Below are 26,055 nucleotides of genomic sequence, written 5' to 3' on the forward strand. Positions count from 1 at the left end.
AATGAAGAAATCGCTATTTATCTTATTGCTCTTAATCAGCACTATTTGCATTGCGCAAACCTCTGTGGTCAACTATAACCAAAGCAACCTTGCAAAAAGGGTGACCATGGATATTAAAGCCGAGAAAATTGGTCTGGTACTACAAAAAATAGGTAAAGCAGGAGGCTTTTATTTTACATATAACGGGGCACTATTCGCTCGGGATAGCATTGTGAATATCAATGTGCGCAACAAGCCCGTCCGCGAAATATTAGATGAACTTTTTAACGGAACGGTTGACTACAAAGAAAATGAGGAGTATATCATTTTACGTTATGCCGTTAACCATTTTTCTATCGAAGCAGAAAGTATTGTAACGGCCGAAAATCTTTACAGTATTACGGGTAGAGTGGTAGATATTCAAACAGGTAAAAGGGTAAAAAACGCCAGTGTGTATGAGAAGCGCTTGCTCCAATCGGCTTTAACTGATGAGGAAGGCTTTTTTAGCTTAAAATTTAAGGGCGAACATAGTGGCATTGTGCTTACAGCAAGTAAGGAAACCTATCGGGATACCTCGATTATTTTTCTTTCAAGTATTGATATCAAACCCGAGGGCTACGATGATCCCGATAAAGAAAAGGGCACTTTCATGTCTAATATGTTGGATAATTTTAAGATTGGACGTTGGTTAACCTCTTCAAAGCAACGTATTCAAAATATGAATATCCCCAACTTTTTGACCAACATGCCCTTACAGGCTTCTTTAACGCCAGGTTTAAGCTCACGGGGAAGCATGAGTGGGAGCGTGGTGAATAAATTCTCCCTCAATTTGGTAGGTGGATATACCGCGGGAGTTGATGGGTTAGAAATGGCAGGGGTGTTCAACCTCAATAAAGCTGATGTAAGATATGTGCAGGTCGCTGGCGTATTAAATATGGTGGGCGGTAGTACCGAAGGGGTACAAATGGCAGGGGTATTTAATGTGGTGGGCAAAGATGCGAATGGTGCCCAGTTATCGGCGGTTTATAATCATGTGAAAGGTAATGTTAATGGCATACAAATGTCTACCATTAACTATGTAAATGGCTTTACAGAAGGTCTGCAGCTTTCGGCAGTTTCCAATACGGTAAATGGCAACTTGCGTGGTTTCCAAATGACGGGAATATTAAATGCAGTGCGAAAAGAAAGCAACGGGATGCAAATTTCGGCAGTAGGAAACGTAGCGCTTAAAGATATGAGAGGCGTACAGTTTTCGGGGCTATTTAATTACGCCAAACATAATAAAGGTCTTCAATTGGGTTTAATTAATCTCGCTGATACCTCTACAGGCGTGAGCTTAGGGTTAATCAATATTGTAAAGCATGGGTATCATAAATTGAGTGTCTCCTCTAATGATTTAATTAATGCCAATGTTTCATTCAAAAGTGGAAATGCAAATTTGTATACCATATTTATGTTGGGCAAAAATTTTGTCGACAATGAAAACATCGAAACCTTTGGCTTAGGACTTGGTCACGATTTTTTTGCTGGAAGAAGATTTTCTCTTTCAACTGAGCTTACGGCGCAACAACTGCATCTAGGGCGATGGGATTATGCCAACATCCTTAATAAGTTTCATCTCAATTTTCAGCTACGCCTGTTTAAGGGCTTTAGTGTTTATGGCGGTCCCGTATTCAATTATTATGTTACCGAAGCTCCCAATGATTACGTAGTCGCAAGTGGTTACAAAAGCCAAATAGCCCCATCAAACAGTAAAAAAATCAACGGAAACAAGGCTTGGTTAGGCTGGTCTGCGGGATTTACGCTCTTTTAGAGAGCGGTAACTACTTGATTATGTGTATTTTTTTTCTCTTTTTGGGAACAATTAAAACTTAAAGTTGTTAAATAGAGAAAAATATTCTACATTGTTATGCATTTGAGTTTAGAAAATAAATTTTAACTGCCGTCAACGCTCATTAGAAATTTATTAACGCAACCTCTCTCATATTTTTTTAAGCACAAATGCCGCAAGAATTTTTAAATAATTGCATTTGCATTTAGTGGGTTTATTTTTTTGATAAGCCTGTATTTTTTGTGCTGTTACGCTCGTTTCTTATGCTTACTTCTGATCGCTAAATGCAAGTGCCATAAATGAAAATGTTATGGCCGCTTCTCTACTTTCATTGCGTAGGATTTTTATCCTGTGCTTTATGTTATTTGTGCTAAAATCTAGTGCGCAGAATATTAATAATTATGTATTTTCAGCTACTAGCGGAACTTATTCTTCCATCTCTGGCGGTACAGAGCCTGGAGGTGTAGGCGCTACCATTTCTAACGATGAAAACACCTATCAAAATTTGCCCATTGGGTTTGATTTTTGGTATATGGGTCAGCGTTATGATAGGTTTTGCGCAAGTTCGAATGGTTGGATATCTCTTGGTAGTGCGGTTAGTGGGGCTATGCCTGTTAATAATCTAAATACTGGTGGAAATAGGCCAATTATTGCGCCTCTTTGGGATGATCTCGCAGTTTTTCCGGGTATTTTAAGTCTTCTTCTTCCTGGCAAAATTAGTTATGTTACTACTGGGACAGCAGGGAGTATGGTTTTAACGGTGCAGTGGTATTCTATGCGTTGGGATAAAAATTCTTCCAATTTGCTTAATCTAACTTCGGTAATTACTTTTCAGGCAAAAATATATGAGAATGGGAATATCCAATTTGCTTATACCCCAGAAGGAGGAGCAATAGATAATGGATCGGCTTCAATAGGAATCACGGGTGTTGGTACAGGTGTTTATCGTTCGCTGAATGGTGTGGGTACCTCACCAACTGCTCGTAATGACCTAGAAACAGCGAACATCGCTACTAAGCCTGCCAATGGTCAAACTTATACCTTTGATCCAACAGAACTTGCTACTGCTCCTACGGCTTTAACGTTCTCCAATGTTGGTGCAACTGGAATGACCTTAAATTGGAATTATGCTTCGAGTAGCGAGATAGGCTTTGCTATTTATCGGTCGAGTGGATCAGGTTACACTTATATAGGTCGAACGGGTACAGGAGTTACTACTTTTAACGATACGGGCCTAACTAATGGCGTCAATTATACTTATATCGTGTATGTCATTCGGGAAAACTTGGGCGCATCGGTTACTGGAAGCCAGATGGCTAGTTGCCAAGGTTTTTCTCTGGCTAATATCCCATTGGGAAATATCGTGGCAAGTTATAAGCTTGATGGAAATGCCAATGATTTTTTTGTGACCAATAACGGGACTTTGCAAGGGACGCCAACGGCAACCACCAATCGGTTTAATATCGCTAATTCAGCTTATCAGTTCAATGGTTCCACACAATACGTTTCTACAGCTAATTCTTTTGTGAATCCTACTGTGTTTACAGTTTCTATTTGGTTTAAAACCACCACGGCTGGCGGAAAACTAATCGGTTTTGGAAGCAGTCAAACAAGTTTCAGCACCAATGCCGATCGGCATATTTACATGGCCAACGATGGACGGATCTTCTTCGGGGTGAAGCCTGGAGGGGTTTTTAAAACGATCAATTCTACGGCTACCTATGCGGATGGTAACTGGCACATGGCTACTGGTGTATTGTCGGCTGGCGGAATGGTGCTCTATATAGATGGTGTTTCTGTAGCACAGGATGTCACCACGGTTGCTGCCGAAAATACTACGGGGTATTGGCGCTTAGCTTATGACAACATCGATTCATGGGCAAGTACGCCAACTAATAGATATTTTACAGGAAATTTGGATGATGCCTATATCTACAGCCGAGCATTAAGCGCAGCGGAAGTGACGCAACTTTACAATGCGACAGAAGGTGCAGGTAATACTGGTCCAGTTTGCGCTCAAACGACTTTAACTTTAACGGCTAATGCTATTGATGGTGCAACTTACTCATGGACGGGGCCTAATGGCTATACTTCTTCTTCGCAAAATGCGACCTTGACCTATTCTGATGCAGCCAAAGGAGTTTATACGGTTACTGTAAGCAGGAATGGTTGTGTAGCCACAGCCTCTACCATAGTGGTTTCTACAGGTGAGGGCCAGTGGACAGGAAACGCGGGCAATAATTGGGCAACTGCTAACAGCTGGTGTAATGGTATTGTGCCTACCGCTGTTGTAAACGCTACCATTCCTACAGGGAGATCTACTTATCCTACGGTGAGCTCTGATCAATCTATCAATAATTTAACGATCGCTACGGGGGCTTCAGTTACGGTCACCAATTCACTTTCTGTAGCGGGCACAGTTTCTAATAGCGGTACATTAACTGCAAGTAGTGGACGGATGGTTTTTAATGGAACTACGGCCCAAACCATTGCCGCTAATCTTTTTGCCAGTAACTTAATTAAAGATTTGACCATTAACAATGCTGCTGGAGTTACCTTAAATGGAGCCTTACGTTTAACGGGTCTATTAACGGCCAGCGCTGGAGCATTTAATGCTAACGGTTATCTTACTTTGGCTTCCAGTGCTGCTTCTACCGCACAAGTTGGTGCAGTGGCATCAGAAGCATCTATCATTGGACAGGTAAAGGTAGAGCGTTATTTGCAAGGGGGCAATGTCAATCCGTATCGCACCTATCGGATGCTTTCTTCGCCAGTGTATGATAATACGACTACATTCATCAATACAGATACGGAAGGGAACAGAACCGCGAAATTTTCCCAATTAATAGATAATATGATCATTTCTGGAACATCGGCAGCTGCTGGTGGTTTTGATGTGAGCCACAGTAATCAAGCTGGAGCATGGACCTATAGTACTGGTTTTGTTGAAATCCCTAATATTAATACTGCAGTAAATGCAGGAAAGGGCATGTACGTTTTCTTTAGAGGGGACAGAAGTAATTTTTCAGGAAAAACAACCGCTCCTTTTGTAAACCCCGAAAACACCGTTGTGGATTTTAACGGGGTACTTAACCAACAAAACATAACGGTAACTTTGAGTTCTGGATACAACTTTATCGGCAATCCTTACGCCTCTACTATTGATTGGGATTCTTCAAATTGGGGTAGCGACAAGGTAAATGTGACTAATGCCATTTGGATATGGAAACCAGCTTCAAGGGGTTATGCCACCTATATCAATGGGGTGGGAGCTTCGGATGGAAGTCGTTATATCTCTTCTGGACAATCATTTTTTGTAAGAACCACCGCGGCAGGTTCCATCAAGTTTAAGGAAAGTATCAAAGCATCTACTCAACAGCCTCCTGTTTTGTTGATGAGTACGGAAAAGAGAAATGATGAGCTGTCGATGATGGTAACGGAGCAGATAGCTGAAACGCCTCAAAGTTTGGTGAGAATAAAGATGACACCTTTAGCTTCTTACGGAGAAGATGAGACCGTGGTGGTTTTTAACGAAGCTAGCAGTGCTGCCTATAACAACCAAGAGGATGCCTTGCATTTTGACGGTGAAGTGGTTAATATTTCTACATTGGCTGGAGCTAGTAAATTGGCGATCAATTTTATGCCGCCAATGCCTCAGGCTGTAGAAATTGCAATGAATGTTTCTGCTGGTACCACGGGTAGTTATTTGATGCGATTTAATTTAGATGAGTACTATCAGCAACATAGCTTAGTCCTAAAAGATAATTTTCTTAACCAGAATATCCCAATTACGCCAGGTTTGGTTTACAATTTCAATATTGATAGGGCAAATACGCAAACATTTGGCGCTGGAAGATTTAGTGTGTTGGTGGAACCACCAGTCACATTGCCTGTGGGTATGACAAATTTTGTGGCAAAAAAGCAAAATGAAGGTGTCGCCATCACATGGACAACCTCTTACGAAGTGAATAACAAATCGTTTGAGCTTTACAGGGCTTCTAATGATGGAACTTACGTGCTAATCGCCTCTATTTTACCTAAAGGACCAGGAAATTATCTTTATATGGATGATGTGCCATTGCCTGGTGATAACTATTATAAATTGGTGCAAATAGATCTAGATGGGCTAACAACAGAAACTGGGCCTGTGGTGGTTAACTTTAAAGTAGGTCAACAAAATACAGTGCTGCTATATCCAAACCCTGCGGCAGATAAATTTACGATTAAAGTAGATGGGCTTTTGAACGATAGGTTTAAGTTGAGTTTGTATGATCTTACGGGGAAAATTATACGTGAATATGTGCTTTCCAAAATAGAGTTAACAAGCGGTTACGACGTAAATATTTTAGACTTAAATTCAAGATTTTTCTTTACTAAAGTCGAGGACTTTAACACGGGGAAAGTATTGGCTGTGCATAAAGTAGTGAAAAAATAGAAATAAGTCTTTAAGTGTATATATAGCATGTTTTAACTGTCGAATAAATTGAGAGTAGTGATATATAAAGTGGGTAATTTTTTTCACTTTATGGGGAATGTTTTCCAGTAGAAAAAGGTGTGATTACACCGTTTTGTTGTAGCAATATTGCTTTTGGAAATAGCTAGAATAGATTTATAGGTTGTGGCGTGTGTTTTGACTTTTCATTGTCATAATGAAGAGCCCAAACAAACTATTATTCATCATATCCACTTTAGCTTTGTCATTTTCGACAATGCTTTCTTATGCCCAAGTTTATACAGCAAGCAATTATTACTACAACAATTTCGATGGTGGTCAATTAGGTGCTGGAATATCACAAATTGGAGCAAGTGCAGCGTTAGCAGTTTCCTCAAATGGCACCAATAATTTGGCTGTTGAAAATGGTTATTGTTTAACCACTTCAGGTAATAACCTTCCTGGCACTTATCAAATCTCTTTTCTGTCCAACAATACCAATCTTAACGACGAAACCTTCGGTTGGGAATGGACTTTTATCTATAAAAATAGTTCAAATACTGCTGACCAGTCTGATGTAATCGGTGTAGGTCAAAACTCATGGAAATATTGGTTTCTTTCTACAGGAAGCTTCGCTAACCCAAATACAGGATATTATCTTACTCAGGATGGCAGTAATTTATCGTTGAGATGGAGATACGACAATGATCCATGGGGAAATAGATACAGCAACTTAATTAGTTTCGATCTGTCATCATTGGGATCAGGTTGGGCAAATAAAACCTATGCCATTAGAATGCAAAGGTTGAAAAGACAGGGTCAATATGTTTGGCATTTATTTGTTGACGAATATACTGCTGATGTTAGAGAGGCCAGAACCGAAAGAGGGGGTACCGGCGCTTATCATAACACATTAGGAAGCTACACAACTACAAATTCAGGACTTCATATCAATGCAACAACGGCAAACCGTTTCAAGTTTGATGAACTAAAAATGTATAGCATGAAGTTAGAAATTAGCAGTGCAAACGACCCTGCTAATGGAATTTCTAGCCCACTTTATAACGGTCAAAAAGATGCGGTAATTTATGGGCTGAAAATGATGAGCCGCGGTTTGTTCGATGTAAGTTCTATCGTACTCGACGCAACTGTTTCCTCTAGTAGCAAAGGATTAAATGACATCATTGAGAATTTGAGATTGTTTAAATCAAATGATGAATATTTTGGAAACGCTGATGATGCATTAGTGTCTAGTTTAAATGTAGAATGGAGAGCGGTTAGAGCGGAATCTTTCCCTCAAAAAAGTAGGCTTTTTTCAGTAGGCGCAGCAGATGGCTCTTTATTGCCTTCCGCTTACTATGGTATCAAGGCCGATGTAAAAAGTAATGCCCCAACTGGCGTAACTTTTAGCTTCACCAATATTGACAAAATTGGATTTGAAGATGCGCAAGTCAACTATAAAGGTACGTCTGGCGTAATTGTCGGTAATACGACGTCACCAGCAATCAATAATGGTAATGTTTACGATTGGATCGCTGGTACTGGTACATGGAATACATTGGCAAACTGGAAATTAGCTGATGGCAGTAATCCATCTGTACTTCCAGGAGTAAATGACTTGGTAAGAATAGGTAATGTTTCTTCAAATGCGAAACCTACTGTTTCTGTTAGCACCAAAGTAGGTAATATGATGGTTATAGGTACTTCGGGTACAGCGCCTGTGGTGACCATTAACAGCAACATCACGTTAACTATTGGTGGAACTTTTAGAAACGATAGAGCTTCAACATTTTCTGGCAGTGGTACCTTAGCCGTTGAGGGTGGCTGGAACACCTCTGGTGGTGCCATCAATTTTACAAGCGGTAGTGTGGGTGTTAGTTTCACTGGCACCAAAGACCAATCGATTAGAGATGAAGGTTCTGACGCTGGTAATGGTGTAGTATTTAAAAACGTCACTTTTTCAGGAGCTAGTATCAAAACTTTAGGAGGTTCTGGAAAATTTGCTGTCGCTGCAAATGGTTTCGTTACCATGGCTGCCAATACCACCTTAATGACTTCTAATAAGCTTACCCTAAAAGCAGATCCTAACAGCGCAGCATCTGTATTAGCTATTCCATCAACTGCGGCCATTAAAGGTCAAGTAACAGTTGAACGTTATATCCAAGGCGGAAGTAAAAATATGTGGCGTACCTATAGAATGTTCTCTTCACCAGTGTACGACAATACTACTAATTTCATCAATACAGATGTAGTAGGTAATAGAACTTATAGCTTCAATCAATTTATTGATGATATGATCATTACTGGACCAGGAGGTTCAATCAATGGTTTTGATCAAACTTCATCTAATCAAGCAGGTGCCTGGACTTATAACAATAAATACGTAGAAATTCCAAACATCAATACCAGTGTAAACATTGGAAGGGGCGCCTACTTATTTTATAGAGGAAACAAAAATAACTTAACAGGAAAAGTGACCAGTCCATTCCTAGATCCAGAGTCGATTGTGATGACCTATAAAGGGGTATTGAACCAGCAGAGCGTTACCGTACCTTTAACACACGGTACTTCGGGTTATAGTTTGGTAGGTAACCCTTATGCGGCAGTAGTAGATTGGAGTAAAGTCACCAAAACTTCGAACGTAAGTACAGTAGTAAGGGTATGGAATCCTGGTTGCAGACAATATTCAACGTATGATGGAAATGAAGGTGTTAATGGAGGAACCAAGTTTATCGCACCTGGCCAATCGTTTTTTGTGCAAACGGCTAACAATTCATCACCTTCAGTAACGTTTACAGAAGCTTCAAAAGTGGTGAGTGGTACCTCTACCAGCACTATGTCAAGAGTGATGTCGGTAAGTAACAGTAATTTAGATAGAACTGGTTTAGCTGGTGCAGAAGCAAATCAAACGCTTACAGAAGAGCAAGAGCCTGCCAGAATTAGAGTGCAGCTAGTTAGAAATGAAACTGAAAATGCTGATGAAACATTGGTAGTTTTAAAAGAGGGAAATGAGGCTGTTTTCTCTGGAAAAGATGTGGCCAGAATGGGCGGAGAATCGGTGTTTTTATCAAGTCAGTCAGCTGATGCTAAAGAATTAGCCATTAATTATATGCCTAATATCTCGACCGTTGAAAAAATTGGATTGACGATCAATGCGGACAACGGAGGCGCTTATACTTTGAAATTTATTTTGACTGATATTCCGTCGGGATATGTGGTGAAGTTAAAGGATAAGTATTTGAATACTCTGACTGATATTGCTAACGATGGAACTGCCTATGCATTAAATATTGATAAAGCTGATGCCGCTAGTTTAGGGAACAATCGCTTTGAATTACAGGTTGCGCCTCCAACTACACTTCCAGTAACCTTTACTGAATTTACAGGTGTTAAAACAAATGCTGGTGTTACTTTAAACTGGAAAACTTCTTCAGAAACAACCAATAGCCACTTTGATTTACAAAGAGCTGGCGAAAACCAAGATTTTACTTCAATAGGTGCCGTGCCAGCTAATCAAGCAGGCGTTTACAACCTGTTAGACAAATCGCCACTAGTTGGAAATAACTACTACAAATTAGTGCAGGTAGATAAAGATGGAACACCAACAGCTTATGAAAAGCTGGTAGTGGTAAAATACGACCTTAACGCCAACGCTGATAGCGAAATGCTCATTTATCCAACAGTGGTTGAAACTAACTTTACCCTAAAATATGAGGGTAGTCTTAGCTCAGAGCGTTACACCTTAAAAATTGCAGATGTAACAGGTAAAGAGTTGTACAACAAAGAAGTAGCTAAAAATGATGTGGTGAACGGTTATGCTGGAGCTTTGCCAGCGGCTTCTTCTGGAATTTATTTTGCCACACTTTTAGATTCCAGCGGTAAAAAAATCGCAGCGGCTAAATTGATGAAAAAGTAGCAAATTTTAACGTGAAGGCCCATGTGTTTCTATATACTGGGCGGAGGTGTTAATACTCTTTTTTTGATTAGAGAAAAAAGTGATAATTAATGCTTTATAGGTATTGCGTAAGTGCTTAAAAATATCGACTTTAGCGCAAATTATTTGATTTACAGAATAATAAGTTTTGTGGTCTAATTTAAAATGATGAGAGCTAATTTTTAATGCCTATGAAGATTTTTACCCAGATCAAGTTTTTTTTCTTGCTTTTTGTTTTGTTCGGTGCTTCCAAAGCACTGGCCCAGGTGACTATTACGCAGCCAACTGGCGGGCAGAATATTTCTGTAGAAAAATCAGTGGGAGGACCACTTGAGCAATTTACAGCGATTGGCGATATCGTCATTAGTGATAATGCTGCAACCAATTTCTCTACAGGAACTGATAGAAGAATAAGGTTAAATGCGCCAACGGGATGGCAGTTTGAAATAGGAACGGTTACCGTAAGCCATAGCGGACCAAGGATCACGGCTTCATCGGTATTTGATAATGCCACGACTGGTTATTTGATTATCAGTTATACGGCAAATTCTGTAGCAACTGCAGGCAACTCCATTACCATTTCTGGTTTAAGAGTTAAATCTACTAGTAAAGCAGTAGGTACTGCGGGTAATATCGTCAGAGCAAACACTACCAATAGTGGAACGATTTCTGGCTTTGCCAATGGTGCATCTGTAGCAACATTATCAAGAGCTGCGGGACCTTTCACTTCATTGCAAGTATTGCTGCCTGGGCAGGCTAATTCACCAGGCTCAGCTACAGGGAAAACGAACCCTACTACTGTTTCTACACCAACGGCAGGTGTAGCTACGCCTGTTACAGTAAATGCTGTAGATTATGCTTTTAATATTGTTACTTCAGCACCAGCTCATCAGATATCATTAACTACCAATAACCCCAATGCAACAATATCTGCACCAGTAACACTAACTGGGGGTACCGCAAGTTTTAATGCTTCCTTTTATAGCTATAGCCCAACAACTACAACGTACTATACCGTAACAGCTAGTAATGACACAGACAACTCCATGGTTGCTAACACTAGTTCCAACATTAGGGTAATGGCAGGCGCTTTCACCAAGTTGTTGATGGTAATGCCAGGAGAAACCTATGCACCAGGAACAGCGACAGGTAAAACAGGTATTGCTACAGCTCCTATCATTAATGTAGCCTATACCGTGAATGTGTATGGGGTAGACCAATATTGGAATAGGGTGAGTAGTTCGACCAACACGATTGCAATTTCGGCAACAGGTGTTACTAACTTTACACCACCAGCAGCTTCGACACTTTCTACTACAGGTCCAAAAGCATTCAACTTGGTATTTAAAACGCTAGGCGAAACACCTGACGTTACGGCCACCAATACTACAGATGGTACTAAAACAGCCTATACTCAATTGCTCCCAGCCGTAACGGTGGGACCATTTGTGAAACTACAAATATTACTTCCAGGAGAAACAGCTGCTCCTAACACTGCTTCGGGAAAAACAGGTACGCCCAATTCGCAAAATGTAGGGGTGCCTTTTAATGTAACGGTAAACGCGGTAGATGCTAATTGGAACCTAATTTCTAGCGTAACAGATGAAGTGGCCATTACCAACGCACTGGCTGCTGATGCTGCTACATCGGCATTACCTGTTAATGCGAACTTAGTAGCAGGTACAGGAACATTTAGCGTAACGTTAAGAAGATCGGCAACTAATCATCAGTTGGTGGCTTCAAATGTTACCCTACCTTCTATTTTATCAAGTAATAGTGCTAGTTTAACCGTCATTAGAGGAGCCTTTGCAAAGCTGTTAATTACTTTGCCTGGTGAAACGTATGCCCCAGGAACAGCCACAGGTAGAACTGGAACAGCAACGCCATATCCTGCTACGGGTACGGGTTTGTCGGTAACTGTTAGAGCAGTTGATGCTTACTGGAATTTTGTAAATACAGTAACTGACGTAGTGAATTTAACCACTACCGATCCAACAGGTACATTTACTAGTAACAATATTGCATTATCGGCAGGGACCAGAAATTTCACGGCAAGATTAAGAACCGCGGGAAGTCTTCATACCATTACTGTGAGTGACGTTACCGATAATACCAAAACAGCTAATACCACCGATCCAATTACGATTACGGCCGGAGCATTTACCAAATTGGTATTGATACTGCCAGGAGAAACTTCAGTGGAAGGAATTGCAGCGGGTAAAACAGGTGCACCAAGCAGTCAAGTAGCAGGACAACCTTTCAGCATCTTTGTAAAGGCTGCGGATGCTTATGGAAATACGGTGACTACTGTTAATGATGTAGTTACTTTTACGGCGACCAGTGACATTTACGCGCAATTACCACCAAATATTGCTTTAACTAACGGTATCTTAAATTCATTTGCAACTTATCGTATTGGAAGCACTGCTAACAACAGAAGGCTGACGGTATCAGACGTAACTGATAATACCAAGACAGCTAGCCAAAGTCCAACATTTGTGGTGAATATAGGTGCTTATGCGGGCTTATTAATTGTGCTTCCAGGTGAAACATATGCTGCAGGATCTCCTAACGGTAAAACAGGTACACCCGCTAACCAAGCCATTGGTACTGCCTTTAATATTGCAGTAAGGGCGGTAGATATTGCGTGGAACACCATTACTGGCGTTACAGATCAAGTAGCAATTACTTCCAATGATCCTTCGGCAGCTTTACCTGCAAATCCAGCTTTAGTAAACGGCGCAAATACTGCTATTCCGGTGACATTAAATTCTGCCAGTGTGTCCACAACACTTACGGCCACTAATATTACTGATGGTACAAAAACACCTTACACTACTGGTAGTATTACAGTGGTAGGTGCAAGTGCTACCAACGATTACTTTAGAAGTGCAGTGTTGTTGGGAGATTGGAGTAACTCATCAAGTTGGGAAAGCTCTTCAAATAATACCACTTGGCAAGCTTCAACCAGAGTACCTACCACTACTTCAAGAGGTATTTTAATAAGAAACACACATGTTATCAATGTTACAGGTAACCTTAGTATCGACGATGTTTTGATAGAAGGTGGAGCACAGGTAAATATCAATGGTGGTACATTAACCATTAATAATGGCGCAGCAGCAATTGACTTTAAAGTTGAAGGTGTTTTATTAAATAACGGACGCCCTATTGTCAATACAGCAGGAGTGCTACAAGTGGCTAACGGAGGTAAATATCAGCATCATTTCACTACAACCTCAGGAACTATCCCAACCTTTTTATGGGAAGATGGTTCTATTTGTGAAGTTTCTGGCTATACTACCTACGCCGGTTTAGTAGCAGGAAGCGCACAAACCTTTTCTAATTTTGTATGGAATGCAGCAGGTCAAACTTCTGCCAGCACACCATCGCTAGACGACGCTTTCTCGGCAAATAACTTTACAATTACTTCTACTGGAGCTGGAGCTTTAAATATCGGCGTGGCTATTATCAATGGTAATTACACCCAAACAGCTGGAATTTTAGCTATAGGCCAAAGCTTAAACGTAGCGGGTGATTTTGCTTTCAATGGCGGCATCTTTTCGCCTTCAGCAACTAGTATTATCACTTTTGACGGAGCCTCTGCACAGAACCTATCAACAACCGCCACACTTTTATTTCCAGAGGTTATCTTTACCAATAATGGCACAAAGACAATGACTGCTGGTAATTTCGCAATTACCCCAACTGGAGTATTAACCTTAGACCCTGGAACTAATTTGAATGCAAACGGACATTTAACACTAATGTCAAGTGCTTCAAGTTCGGCAAGGGTTGCACCTATTCCTCCAAGCTCATCTATCACTGGAAACGTAAAAGTAGAAAGGTTCATTACTGGCGGAGATAAAACCATGTACAGAACCTACAGGATGTTATCTTCCCCTATTTACGATAACGGAAATGCTTCTAACAGAACCTATAGCTACGTTCAGTTCATCAATAATATGATCATTACTGGTGTTGGTGGCGCTACCAATGGTTTCGATGCATCAACTTATAACTCTGCAAGCGCTTGGACGTATGATGCGGGCGCTTATGTCGCCTTGCCTAACATCAATACTTCACTTTCAGTAGGTAGAGGCGCTTACCTTTTCTATCGTGGCGATAGATCAAATGCAACAGATAAAATGACGTCTCCTTTTGTCGATCCAGAGAGTTTCGCCATGACATTTGAAGGAACCTTAAACCAACAGGATGTAAATGTATCCCTTGCCAATGGATATAACCTGGTAGGTAATCCTTATGCGTCAAGCATCGACTGGAACTCGGCTGGCATTGTAAAAAGTAATCTACTTAACAATGTAATCAGAACGTGGAACCCTGCAACTAAAACCTACGCCACTTACGATGGTTCAGTCGGTGTTCCAGCGGGAGTCGGTAGTAATATCATCCCAGCAGGACAAGGCTTTTTTGTTCAGTCGGCAAATGCTTCAGGTAGTTTAACCTTTACCGAAGATGCTAAGATTGGTACTCAGGCACCAGCCTTATTATTATCTTCGCCAGCACAAGGAAGTTTAGCATTGCAAAAAGTAGCCGTAGGACCAAATCAAAATATCTTGGCTACACCCCGTGCTGAATTAAGATTAGTACTTAAAAATCAAGGCAACCAATTTGAAGAAGAAACTGCTGTCCTGTTCCAATCAGGAAAAACGGCACAATACAATGCTTCAGAAGACGTTTCTTACATTAAAGATGCCGCAGAACAAAAGGTATTCTTATCTAGTTTCTCTAGCGATAACAGGAAACTAGTAATTAACTATATGCCTGAAATCAGCGAAAACGCTGTAGTTAAGCTCGACATTGATAAGCTAAATGGCAATGGTAATTACCAACTTCAAGTAAAATACAAAGATGTACCTACAGGTTATTTGGTAAAACTGAATGATAACTTTTTGGGAACCTCGGCCAGCATTCCAAACGGCGGTACGCACACATTTAGTGTAGATGTGAACAATACGGCAAGTTTCGGAGCCGATAGATTTAGCGTATCTTTCGAAAACCCAACAACACTTCCGGTAACTTATGCCACTTTTAATGTAGCTAAAGTTAATCAAGGTGTAGCCGTTAAATGGAGTACATTGGTAGAAACGAACAACAGCAAATTTGTGGTAGAAAGAGCAGGCGACAATGGTAGTTATGTAAAACTGCATAACGAACCAGCCAAAGGCAATAACTCAAGCTACTCATTTATTGATAAAAACCCTTTAATTGGAAACAACTATTACAGATTGACACAGATTGATCATAATGGTACAGAAAACCCAACAACACCGCAGGTAATCAATTACACAGGCGAAATTAATGGAACGCTTGACATAGTTGGTGTTTTCCCTAATCCAGTGGTTTCAACTTTTACCGTTAAGTACAACGGTAGCCTAAAAGCTAATCAACAAACTTTAAAAATTGTAAATGCAACTGGACAAGTGTTGTTAAGCAAAACCATCGCTAAAACCGAATTATTAGAAGGTCAAGAGCTTGATATTGCTAACTATGCTTCAGGACTTTATATTATTGAAGTTTATGAAAATGGTAACCAACGTATTGGACAAACCAAATTGGTTAAGCAGTAAATAACTAAACCAAATACTAAGCAAAAGGGAATGTCGCACGGCATTCCCTTTTTATTTTATCCGAGCTGTTTTGTTTTTTTGAAAAGCAAATGCCATCGCTTCTATCAACGCAAGCCCTTCTTTCCACTTTATCTTTTGCCGCTACGCTAGCAAAAGGATGCCGCTGCAATAAGGTTTAATAAACAAAAAGCACTGCATTTAGGCCACATTAACCTTATGCAGTGCTTTTCGCGAAATAGAGGCTTATTGTTGGGGTCGTTTGCTGTTCAATTATATCACAATGATCTTTTCCGAATAAATTTGATCTCCCACCTTTATGCTCAAAACGTAAGTGCCCGAAGCCAATTTCGAAATATCTATTTGGTCAATCATCGTACCTGTACGTACACCCTTACTTTGCTCATATACCTTTTGTCCAATAATATTGGCAATGCTTACCGTTACCGTTTTTGCCTCGGGCACCTCAAAAGCTACCGTTAAATTTTTAGATGCAGGAACAGGAAATACCTTCAACTTAATTTCGTTGTCGTTCTTGTCATTTGGCAGGTATACCACCTCACTTGAAAAGGAATTACAGCTACTACCAAAGCCTACAGAAACCTGATATTTACCTGGGATGGTTGGTTGATAAGTTTGCGAAGTAGCGCCTTCAATCTTAACGCCGTTTAAGTACCATTGATTACCAGTAGCAACACTTGAAACCAAGTTGTTTCCATTTTGAGTAATGCCCACGGTACTTAATGGCACTTCAGTTCTTCCACTTGAAAGACAACCGAAAGCCTTAATTTTAAGATCATAGAAATAATAATAAAAAGCAGACGGACCAGTAGCATCATTCCCAATGATATTGAATACATCAAGTTGAGAACTTTGTGGGTAAATAGAACGAGGTACGGTATTATTCCTGAAAATGGTAGCATCATCTTCGTAATCGGTATGAATACTGTAATTACCAGCCGTTGGAAATTTAAGGTTCAGCGTATAAACCTGACCTTGGTCTGTTAAGTCATCATCAGCATTTCCAACCACAGGAGTACTTCTAGTAGCGGTTACTTTAATTGTGCTACTTGATATTTCCATCCCCTGGCTATTTTTAACATAAAACCTTATCGTTCCAGAATGACCAATATACAAACGGGCACTTTCTAAAACAGCTGGCGCAAAGGTACGTACAAGCACACCTCCACTGGTTTGCAGGTAGCTGCCTCCCCCTAACCTAGTTTCATACTTGTTTTTAGGGCCAAAAGTGCTGGTATACTCATTTAAGCCCGCATAAAACTTGCCGTTATTTGGAACAGTAGCGGTACTAATTTCATTGCCATAAGCAAACGGTGTAGTTTCGGTAGCATCTTTATACCAATAAATAATGCCATCGCCATTACCCTTCAATTGATACTGTTTGCTGTCATCACAATAAAATGCAGTCTGACTGGTTACTGTAGGAGGTAAGCCAATTTGCTCAATTCTGCTCGTTTCATCATTCGTAGCAATAGGATCAGTACTCAAATTGGTTTTAGCGGTAACCGTATAAGTTTTTCCATTCTGTGCAGCATAAAATCCTGGTAGTGTAAATTCCCTTTCTTCCGAAGGTTTTATGGTATTTAAGAAAGTGCCATTTAGTGTAGCCACCGTGGTACTACCTTCTTTAACCGTAACCGTAACTGGAATGTTCGAAATGTTCTGTGTGCCAAAGTTGCGAATCACTACGCTAACCATTTGCTGTGGATTAGCACAATTGCTGAATGATTCTCTGATGGCGGTAACACCAACGTCGGTAGTTAAATTAAGAAACTTTACCCTATAATCCTGCGTTTCACCTTTGGCGTAATTGCCACAAGCTAAAACAGTAGCCACATCGTTAGTTTCGCTAAGCACCACTCTTAGTAACGAAAAGTTATTGACGTTCACTGTAGAAGGAACGGTAATGTTTGCAGTGAATACGCCGGTGGCATTGATCACATTGCTGGTAGCCACCAGTTCATTTGCGTCATTAAAATCGCCATCGCTATTCCAGTCGATAAAAACCTTGGCAACTTTGTTGAAATTAGCGCCACAAGTACCTAGAGAAATGTTTAATGGATAAGTTTTAGCCTTTTCCAGCTCAATCGTTTGTTGGGTGAAATCCTGGTAAGAAGTACATCCTGCCGATGCGGTATAATTGATATTGGCAAAACTAAGGCTATTTATTTTCGAATCGTTAGATAATGAAGGACTTGAAGCGCAATATGGATTGCCGCCAATACCTGTTACCACTACCGAGTATGCTTGCGAGCCTCTTTGTAAAGTTCCTTTGTGGTTAATGGTGATGCTGTAGGTTTTGCCAGGAACAGCATTGGCGATATAAACCTGCTCTACATTATCTCTAAAATTATCACCTTTTGTAGCCGCCGCCGATGGGTTTGCAGGATTTAAAATCCAAGGGAAAAAGGTTCCTGCTCCAGCACTTGCCCTCATATCCAAGTCGTTGACTAACCTCAATGTAGAGTTGTTCAAAGCATTAGCCACAGGAATAACTTCAATTTCAGGATCGGTCCAGCAAATCGTTGCAATAATTGGCCCGTCGCCAGAAGCCACTACATTGAAAGTTTCGGTACCTCCTTGAGCTAATACACGTTCTGCTATTAAACTCTTGGTACCGTTGTTTAAGATCGCTTTTGCAGCATTCTCAGTATTCATTAAACCCCAGCCAAAAATATAATCTGGACCAGGTGCAGCACCCGCCTCACTTGCTGTGCCTATGGTTAAACCCTTTAAGGTTGAAGCACGCATAAAAGCACTATTTTTTTGGTTATAAAGCTCTTGCAGCAACACTAAAGAGCCTGTTACACTTGGTGCCGACATTGAGGTACCTGAATAGGTAGTATACGCTTGAGGACTGGCATTACTGGTAGAAGTAACACTTACGCCATCAGCAGCAATATCAGGTTTAATCCGTCCATCGTCTGTTGGGCCCCATGCACTAAAAGAAGAAATAGTGATATCACTTGGTGTTACCGTTCCAAAAGGCAATGGATTTACAGCAGCCACGGTCATTACGTTTTTAGCAACAGAGTAGGTGCCTAATATGTCATAGCCATCATTACTGGAAATTCCTTCTGGACGTGGACCTGCATTGACCAAGCTACCCGTTGCGTTAAATCTGTAATAGGTAGTTCCAACAGGAGGACCATTATCATTGCGATAATTTCCAGCCGATTTAACAGGTAAATAGAAAGGGGCATTGTAACAAATCCTGTCCCATTCTTTGGCATCACTATCATAGTATCCAAATTTGTAATCTTCAGTTGCTCCTGCCTGGCCTCTAAACTCCCATCGGTTTGGAATTGCACTCGTATTTTCATACCAACCTGCTATTGCACCATAGGAATGGTTGGATAGCAATAAAGAAGCCGCATAGTTGGACATCTCTGAATTGTCATTGTTAAAATCGAAAGAAAGAAGCTTAGGTAACCCAAATGCCATCCCCTTTGCATTTGGATTTTTACCCGTTGCCATAATCGTTCCCGCAACATGGGTGGCATGAGTAGAACTGCCACTAACACCATCTTTTACTTCTACTCTGTTAGGTTCAAACTCGGTATGTGAAATTAAAACAGCCCCACCATCCCAAATGGCAACCTTGTTCATTGGCATGGTGCTTCCACTCAAATTAAGTCCCAAAGAACCGCCTGTATAAAGTCTGTTGGTGTTAATGGTTGCTGCAGAAATAGAATTGTTTTCGGTGATTTTATATAACGGCATGCCAAAATCATCCACGCCGTGAAGTGTAAATACCTTTCCTTCTTTGGTAATCCCAAAGGTTTCCCAGCCTTTTTCTAAGGCTAAAGAAAATGCTTTGGTTAACTTTGTGTTTTCTATTTTCTCTAGAGCAAGAGAATTTTCCTTTAAAAATGCGGTATTGGTTTGGTTTCGCTGATCAGCTTGAGCGTATAAATGAAAAGGTAAATAGCATAAGATACTAGTATAGACAAAGAGCGACAATCCTATTTTAAGGTTGCGGGGCATAATTTTATTAAATCTAAATAAATGATTATTTTAAGGCACAATTTTAAGCATAATTAGATGACTTCCATTAAAAATATAGCAATTTTATGTTTAGCACTTTTATTTGTGAGTTGTACATTGCGAAACAATGGCAAAATGAGCATTAAGCAAGGCGTATATGGTAACGTTTACTGGTTGCAAGGCAACATGATGCCATCGCCAGATGCGCCCAGAGCCAACAATGGGAGTCCTATTGAAAGGCAAATCAATATTTATAAGATCACCACATTTAAGGACGTAGAAGGGCAGGCACCTTTATTCACTAAAATTAGCACTCAATTGGTTAAAACTGTAAAATCTAACTCCAATTGGTTGTATCAATGCGAATTGCCGCCAGGGAAATATTCAATTTTTACGGTAGAAGAAAGAAATAGTTATTTCGCTAATAATTTTAATGGTGACGGTGAGATTAACACCGTTGAAATTGTAGCTGGGCAAAAGGTTAAGCTTGATATTAGTATCAATTATAAAGCAGCTTATTGAAAATAAGTTTTGATTGCTGATAATAAACTGATTTTTAGAGTTGTAAAGAGTGACTTTTGTCAGAAAAATTCTTTTTTTAGATTAAAAAAATCTATAATTGCAGACATATTTGTATCGATTACACTTAGTAGGCTAATCCATTAATTATAGTATTTGTGAGGTATAACGTAACAAGAACAATTTACAAGGCGTTTTTTCTAGTTGTTTTGGCAGTTTCTGTCGGTAATTATGCTATAGCTCAACCAGGTGGACCAGACGAATCAGGCCCAGATACCCCATGTCCTCCTGACTCAAATTTGGATGATTGTGATCCTGATAATCAAGTGCCAATAGATGGTGGTGCGGGTATTTTGGTTGCCGCAGGTGTAGCTTATGGAATCAAAAAGGTTTACGATAAGCGCAAACAGAATAAGACCTCAGAAGCCGTTTAGTATTCCTAACCGGCTTGCTCTAATATTCCTTCTCTTTTTAAGATATACTCGAAAATACCCTCGATAGGTTTTTGTAGTGTTTTGCCAATTCTCAAATTGTTTTCTGCAAATACAGCCCTTAGCTCTTCTTGGTAATAATAACTGATGGAACCTACAAAGTTGCACTCTAAGGTTTTGTAATTCTTATAATCTTTAACGTTGGTATCTATAAATTCCTGGAAACCATCCCTTAAGGTTTTTTGGATAAAAGGATGTTGCCTGTGTTGAACCATGAATCTGCTGAAAGTAGCAAGGTACGAGTTAGGGAAAGGTTTTTGGTAAATGTTTTCTACAGCGATGTCTTTGGTAATTTGGAAAGTTTCCTTGAAAATCTCTCTCAAATCGGCAGGCATACTTTTATGCAGAAACGAAATCAACATTTTTTTACCAAAATAGGTGCCAGAACCTTCATCTCCCAAAATATAACCTAAACCATGCTTGCCATTGTAAACTGTTTGACCATCGTAATAGGCAATGTTCGAGCCTGTTCCCAAAATGCAGGCCAAACCTTTTTTATCGCCACAGGTAGCATAAGCTGAGCCTAACAAATCATGGTCTACACTGATAAAGGCATTTTTAAAAAATGAAGAAAGGCCATTAGAGATAATCTCATGTTTATCAGGGTTTAAACAACCTGCGCCAAAAAAGTAAACTTCTTTCACTTGGCTGGCAATAGCCGAAATATCTTTGTTTTTAGAAAGGATCCTTACCACATCTTGGGCATTTGCAAAATATGGGTTGATGCCTTGAGTGCTAAATGAGAGTGTTTGGCTTGGGCTGTAGGCCATCCAGTCTGTTTTGGACGAGCCGCTATCTGCAACTAAAATCATGCTCTAAAATAAAAAAATATTACAAATTTAACGTACCGCTAATCTGTTTTAGGTAAATTTCTGACAATTTTGCCTGATATTTTATTTCTAGATACCTGTTATTGGCATTAATAGCGTTTCTTTGAGCCTCACGCAATTCCAAAGGTGTAATATTTCCAAGTCTGTATTTTTCTAGCGTAATATCCAAGTTTTGATTGGCCAGATTGACATTTCCCTGCTCTAATTTTACCAATTCTAAAAAAGTAGTATAGTTTTGGTAGGCTTCGGTAAGTTGTGCAACAAGATTTTGCTTGGTTTGCTCTACCTGTGTTTTTGCCGTGCTAATATTCACTTTGGCATTACGCTCATTTTGACGTTGTAAAAAGCCATTAAAGATATTGATGCTGGCCGTTAGCCCATAGCTAAATCCACGGGCTCTAAATTGGGTGTTAAACCCTGTAGGAGATTCGCTTTTATTGAAATCATAACCGCTGTTAAGACTAATTTGCGGATACCGGTTCCCTTGTACCTGTTTTAAGCTCAATTCGGCCACTCGTTGGTTAAGGATGGCACTTTGCAAAGCTGGATTTAACTGTTCAAGTTGCGAAGCAAGCGTGGTATAGTTAAGACTTGCATCAATGTCAAAAATGTTATCCACTGAAAATTTGGTGGTAATGTCTCTTGCTAGAAGCCGATTTAACGTTACCATATAATTGTTCAACAAGTTTTTTTGTTGAAGATAGGTAGAGGTATCGGTATTATAATCTACCTGAGCTGCAACCACATCCAGTTTTGAGCCACGGCCTATTTTCAGCTTACTATCCGCAATGCGTAAACGCAGTGCCGAAACATCAATGGTGCTATCAGCCGCAACTACTAATTGTTGCTGCTTGGCCATGTTGTAGTAAGCAGTAAGTACTTCGGTAATGGTATTGAGGATTTGTGTATTCACATTCTTTTCGCCCTGTTCCTCCAAAGTTTTTAAACGCTCGCGGTTGGCAAACATACTGAAGCCATCAAATACTGTCCAATTAATGCCGAAGCCATAGGCCATATTGCTATTTCTCGCACCATTAATCCTTCTTTCGGTACCGCTGGCCTGGGTTTGTACGGTATTTTGTCTGCTTCCTCCAGTAGAAAAATCTCCAGTGACTATCGGAAGCATACCTGCATTCCCTAAATTGGAATTGTTCTTCGCAATTTCTACTTCGTTTTTAACCAGTTTAATATCGTAGTTGTTCTGTAGCGCTATGCTGATGGCTTCCTGTAAAGTCAGTTTTTCCTGTGCAAAAACCGATGAAATACTACAAAGGCAAATTGTGAGCGTTGCGTATATGTATGATTTGATTTTCATTTTTTCACTATTGATTTTTCGGTTTTTCCTCATCGGCCAACGCCGCTGCTAAAGATTGCTTGAGATCCGTATTTTCTTTGTGCTCTTTTGACCAAAGAGAATAGATAGCTGGAATGACAAAAAGGGTTAGTATTAACGAGAAAAGTGTTCCACCAATAATTACCGTTCCCATACTCATACGGCTTTTAGCGGCTGCACCCAAAGCCATGGCAATAGGCAATGCCCCAATGGCAATGGCTAAACTGGTCATTAAAATAGGACGTAACCTCGAAACGGCAGCTTCCCTGATGGCTTCCTGCACAGACTTGCCTTGCTCTTTAAGCTGGTTGGCAAATTCGACAATCAAAATCCCATTTTTTGTTACCAATCCAATCAACATAATAGTTCCAATTTGACTAAAGATGTTCCAGCTTTGTCCGCATAACCATAGCGATAAAAACGCACCCGCAACAGCCATCGGTACTGTTAAAATAATAATGATAGGGTCTTTAAAACTTTCGAACTGGGCGGCCAAAATGAGATAAACCAGTAAAAGTGCCAAGCCAAATGCAAACATGGTATTGGATGAGCTTTCCTTGAAATCTCTGGATTCGCCACTAAGGTCGGTCGTAAAACTTTCGTCGAGTACTTTGGCGGCAATTCTGTCCATGGCTTCAATACCATCACCAATACTTCTGCCTGGGGCTAAACCTGCTGAAACCGTGGCCGAAATAAATCTGTTATTACGATACAATTGTGGCGGGCTACTTTCTTCCTTGGCAGTTACTAAGTTGTCAAGCTGAATCAATTGGCCTTTGTCATTTCGTACGTACACCGAGCTCAAATCCAAAGGATCTTTTCTGTTGCTTACATCAAACTGCCCTATAACCTGATATTGCTTGCCGTTCATAAAGAAATAAGAGAAACGTTGGCCACTTAATCCAAGTTGTAGCGTTTGTGCGATATCTACGATAGAAACGCCCAGGTTTTTAGCTTTGTCTCTATCGATGGTAAGGTTAATTTCTGGTTTGTTAAACTTGAGGTTCACGTCAGAAGTGGTGAAAGTAGGATCTTGTGAGACAGCTTCCATAAATTGAGGAACTTTTTCACGCAGTTTTTCAAAATTCTGTGCCTGAATAATGTAGCTAATCGGTAAACCGCCTCTTCGGCCTACAGAAATAGTGGGCTGTTGCGTAACGGTTACTTTGCCTTCAGTATATTTACGAGTAATTTTAGTGAGTCGTTCTGCAATATCTTTTTGGCTTCTCTCCCTGTCTCCAGGATCAACCAATCCCATTCTCACAAAACCTGAATTGGTAGAACCCGAACCGCCAAAACCTGGTGAAGTAATGGTAATGTTGACGTTCTTTTCAGGGATAGAGTCTAAAATCATTTGGTTAATTTTCATCATGAATCTATCCGTGTAGGCAAAAGAAGTGCCCTCTGGAGTGCTAACGCTCATATTAATCGCACTTCTGTCATCATATGGCGCTGTTTCCTTGGGCAATACTTTCCAAAAAAGAAAAATTAAACCTGCGCAGACCAAAATAATGGGAGCCGCCAACCAACGACGTTTAAGGAACTTCTCTAAGTTGGTTTGATAGCCTTCGTTTAATTTGATGAAATACGGTTCTGTCAGTCTATAAAACTTAGACGGCTTGTGGCCTCCTTTTTTCATCAAATAGGCATTCAACATTGGCGTGAGCGTAAGCGATACAAAGGCGGAAATGAGTACCGCCGCCCCAATGGTAACCCCAAATTCACGGAACAGTCGCCCGACAAAACCTTGTAAGAAAATTACAGGAAGGAATACCGCCGCTAAAGTGATGGAAATGGATATTACTGCAAAGAAAATTTCGTTAGAACCTTTAATCGCTGCTTCAATAGGAGATAAGCCCTCTTCCACTTTTTTAAAGATGTTTTCCGTGACCACAATTCCATCATCTACCACCAAACCTGTTGCCAAAACAATCGCTAATAAAGTCAGTACGTTAATGGAGAAACCAAAAATGTACATGATGAAAAAGGTGGCAATTAAGGATACGGGAATATCGATCAAAGGTCTAAAGGCAATGCCCCAATCTCTAAAAAAAAGATAGATGATGAGGATTACCAGTACCAATGAAATTAAAATGGTTTCCGCTACTTCAGTTACCGATCTTTTGATGAATTGGGTAGTATCTAAAGAAACTTTGAGTTTAATATCGCTTGGCATATCAGCCTGTAGTTTTTCAAATCTCTTGTAGAATTCCCTGCTAATGTCCAAATAATTGGCGCCTGGTTGCGGGATCACCCCAACGGCCACCATCGGTTTTCCAGATTCACGTAGTACGGTTTCCTCGTTTTCGGAACCAATCTCGGCAACTGCCACATCTTGAAGCTTTACTACACTGCTACTGCTATCGCCTTTAATAATTAGATTATTGAACTGCTCGGCATCGGTGAGTTTTCCAAGTGTTTTTACAGTCAATTCAGTAGAAGCTCCAGTCAATTTGCCCGAAGGAAGTTCCACGTTTTCTCGGTCAAGGGCAGTGACAATATCCTGAGAAGTAAGGCCATAAGAAGCAAGTTTAGAAGGATCAATCCTGATACGCATGGCATATTTGCGCTGCCCTTGAATTTGCATGCTACTTACCCCAGGGATGGTTTGGATCCTGTCGGCAATCACGTTTTCCGCAAAGTCACTCAAATCAGTTACATTGCGTTTATCGCTCTGTATCGTCATGGAAATGATCGCATCCGAATTGGCATCGGCTTTACTTACAATCGGTAAGCCATCAATATCTTTGGGTAGGTTTCTGGCAGCTTGAGAGACCTTGTCGCGAACATCGTTAGCCGCCACATCGATATCTTTTCCCAAGTTAAATTCAACGGTAATGTTGCTGGTACCTTGGTTACTGGATGAAGTAATATTCCTAATCCCGTCAATGGAATTGATTGATTTTTCTAAAGGTTCGGTAATCTGAGATTCGATGATATCAGAGTTGGCCCCAGGATAGGAAGTACGTACCGAAATAATAGAAGGATCAATGGATGGGTACTCTCTAATACCCAAAAAGTTGTAGCCAATTATCCCAAATAGGATAATGATGAGATTCATCACAATAGCCAAAACTGGCCTTTTAATACTGGTAGTTGAAATGCTCATA

At 40.3% G+C, this 26,055-nt stretch carries 10 protein-coding genes; 6 read left to right on the forward strand and 4 right to left on the reverse strand.

All coding sequences use genetic code 11. The features are described from left to right. Position 1 precedes the first annotated feature (1 nt). The 4 genes from DUT70_RS15870 (at position 2) to DUT70_RS15885 (ending at position 15,767) form a co-directional block, all read left to right on the forward strand. Entirely contained in the window at positions 2–1,792 is a 1,791-nt protein-coding gene (locus DUT70_RS15870; RefSeq protein ID WP_113648341.1) for a peptidase associated/transthyretin-like domain-containing protein, read from the forward strand. 328 nt (positions 1,793–2,120) lie between these two features. Then, positions 2,121–6,245: a LamG-like jellyroll fold domain-containing protein gene (locus DUT70_RS15875; protein ID WP_113648342.1), complete on the forward strand. Its 4,125-nt coding sequence runs from the start codon at positions 2,121–2,123 to the stop codon at positions 6,243–6,245. Positions 6,246–6,459: 214 nt separating this feature from the next. Next, entirely contained in the window at positions 6,460–10,158 is a 3,699-nt protein-coding gene (locus DUT70_RS15880; protein ID WP_128353376.1) for a hypothetical protein, read from the forward strand. A gap of 209 nt (positions 10,159–10,367) precedes the next feature. Beyond that, the gene (locus DUT70_RS15885) at positions 10,368–15,767 is read left to right on the forward strand and encodes a T9SS type A sorting domain-containing protein (protein WP_162926643.1); all 5,400 of its coding nucleotides are present in this window, start codon (positions 10,368–10,370) and stop codon (positions 15,765–15,767) included. Between the two features lie 270 nt (positions 15,768–16,037). On the opposite strand, the gene DUT70_RS15890 is transcribed toward DUT70_RS15885, so the two are convergent. Beyond that, positions 16,038–19,772, reverse strand: coding sequence for a S8 family serine peptidase (locus DUT70_RS15890; RefSeq protein WP_113648345.1), 3,735 nt, complete (start codon positions 19,770–19,772; stop codon positions 16,038–16,040). 135 nt (positions 19,773–19,907) lie between these two features. Between DUT70_RS15890 and DUT70_RS15895 the strand changes: the two genes are divergently transcribed. Further along, a complete protein-coding gene (locus tag DUT70_RS15895; protein WP_113648346.1) occupies positions 19,908–20,294 on the forward strand; it encodes a carboxypeptidase regulatory-like domain-containing protein in 387 nt (128 codons plus the stop codon). 155 nt (positions 20,295–20,449) lie between these two features. Further along, positions 20,450–20,725 (forward strand): PID-CTERM protein-sorting domain-containing protein, encoded by a 276-nt coding sequence (locus DUT70_RS15900; RefSeq protein WP_205529817.1) that lies wholly within the window; start codon positions 20,450–20,452, stop codon positions 20,723–20,725. A gap of 5 nt (positions 20,726–20,730) precedes the next feature. On the opposite strand, the gene DUT70_RS15905 is transcribed toward DUT70_RS15900, so the two are convergent. From DUT70_RS15905 to DUT70_RS15915, 3 genes are read right to left on the reverse strand one after another with little or no spacing between them, the layout of a single operon-like run. After that, on the reverse strand, positions 20,731–21,594 hold the full coding sequence (locus tag DUT70_RS15905) for an N-acetylglucosamine kinase (protein WP_113648348.1): 864 nt from the start codon (positions 21,592–21,594) through the stop codon (positions 20,731–20,733). A gap of 19 nt (positions 21,595–21,613) precedes the next feature. Continuing rightward, positions 21,614–22,927 carry a TolC family protein gene (locus DUT70_RS15910; protein ID WP_113648530.1) on the reverse strand — a complete coding sequence of 438 codons (1,314 nt, stop codon included), beginning with the start codon at positions 22,925–22,927 and terminating at the stop codon, positions 21,614–21,616. A gap of 7 nt (positions 22,928–22,934) precedes the next feature. Then, the gene (locus DUT70_RS15915; protein WP_113648349.1) at positions 22,935–26,054 is read right to left on the reverse strand and encodes an efflux RND transporter permease subunit; all 3,120 of its coding nucleotides are present in this window, start codon (positions 26,052–26,054) and stop codon (positions 22,935–22,937) included. Position 26,055: the final 1 nt, after the last annotated feature.

This window comes from Pedobacter chitinilyticus, from assembly GCF_003313385.1.
Classification (GTDB): Bacteria; Bacteroidota; Bacteroidia; order Sphingobacteriales; family Sphingobacteriaceae; genus Pedobacter; species Pedobacter chitinilyticus.

Excerpts from the sequence above, each read along its gene's own strand:
- DUT70_RS15880 (WP_128353376.1), top strand. The coding sequence starts at position 6,460 with ATGAAGAGCCCAAACAAACTATTATTCATCATATCCACTTTAGCTTTG.
- DUT70_RS15915 (WP_113648349.1), bottom strand. The coding sequence starts at position 26,054 with ATGAGCATTTCAACTACCAGTATTAAAAGGCCAGTTTTGGCTATTGTG.
- DUT70_RS15905 (WP_113648348.1), bottom strand. The coding sequence starts at position 21,594 with ATGATTTTAGTTGCAGATAGCGGCTCGTCCAAAACAGACTGGATGGCC.
- DUT70_RS15910 (WP_113648530.1), bottom strand. The coding sequence starts at position 22,927 with ATGAAAATCAAATCATACATATACGCAACGCTCACAATTTGCCTTTGT.
- DUT70_RS15875 (WP_113648342.1), top strand. The coding sequence starts at position 2,121 with ATGGCCGCTTCTCTACTTTCATTGCGTAGGATTTTTATCCTGTGCTTT.
- DUT70_RS15885 (WP_162926643.1), top strand. The coding sequence starts at position 10,368 with ATGAAGATTTTTACCCAGATCAAGTTTTTTTTCTTGCTTTTTGTTTTG.
- DUT70_RS15895 (WP_113648346.1), top strand. The coding sequence starts at position 19,908 with ATGAGCATTAAGCAAGGCGTATATGGTAACGTTTACTGGTTGCAAGGC.
- DUT70_RS15870 (WP_113648341.1), top strand. The coding sequence starts at position 2 with ATGAAGAAATCGCTATTTATCTTATTGCTCTTAATCAGCACTATTTGC.
- DUT70_RS15890 (WP_113648345.1), bottom strand. The coding sequence starts at position 19,772 with ATGCCCCGCAACCTTAAAATAGGATTGTCGCTCTTTGTCTATACTAGT.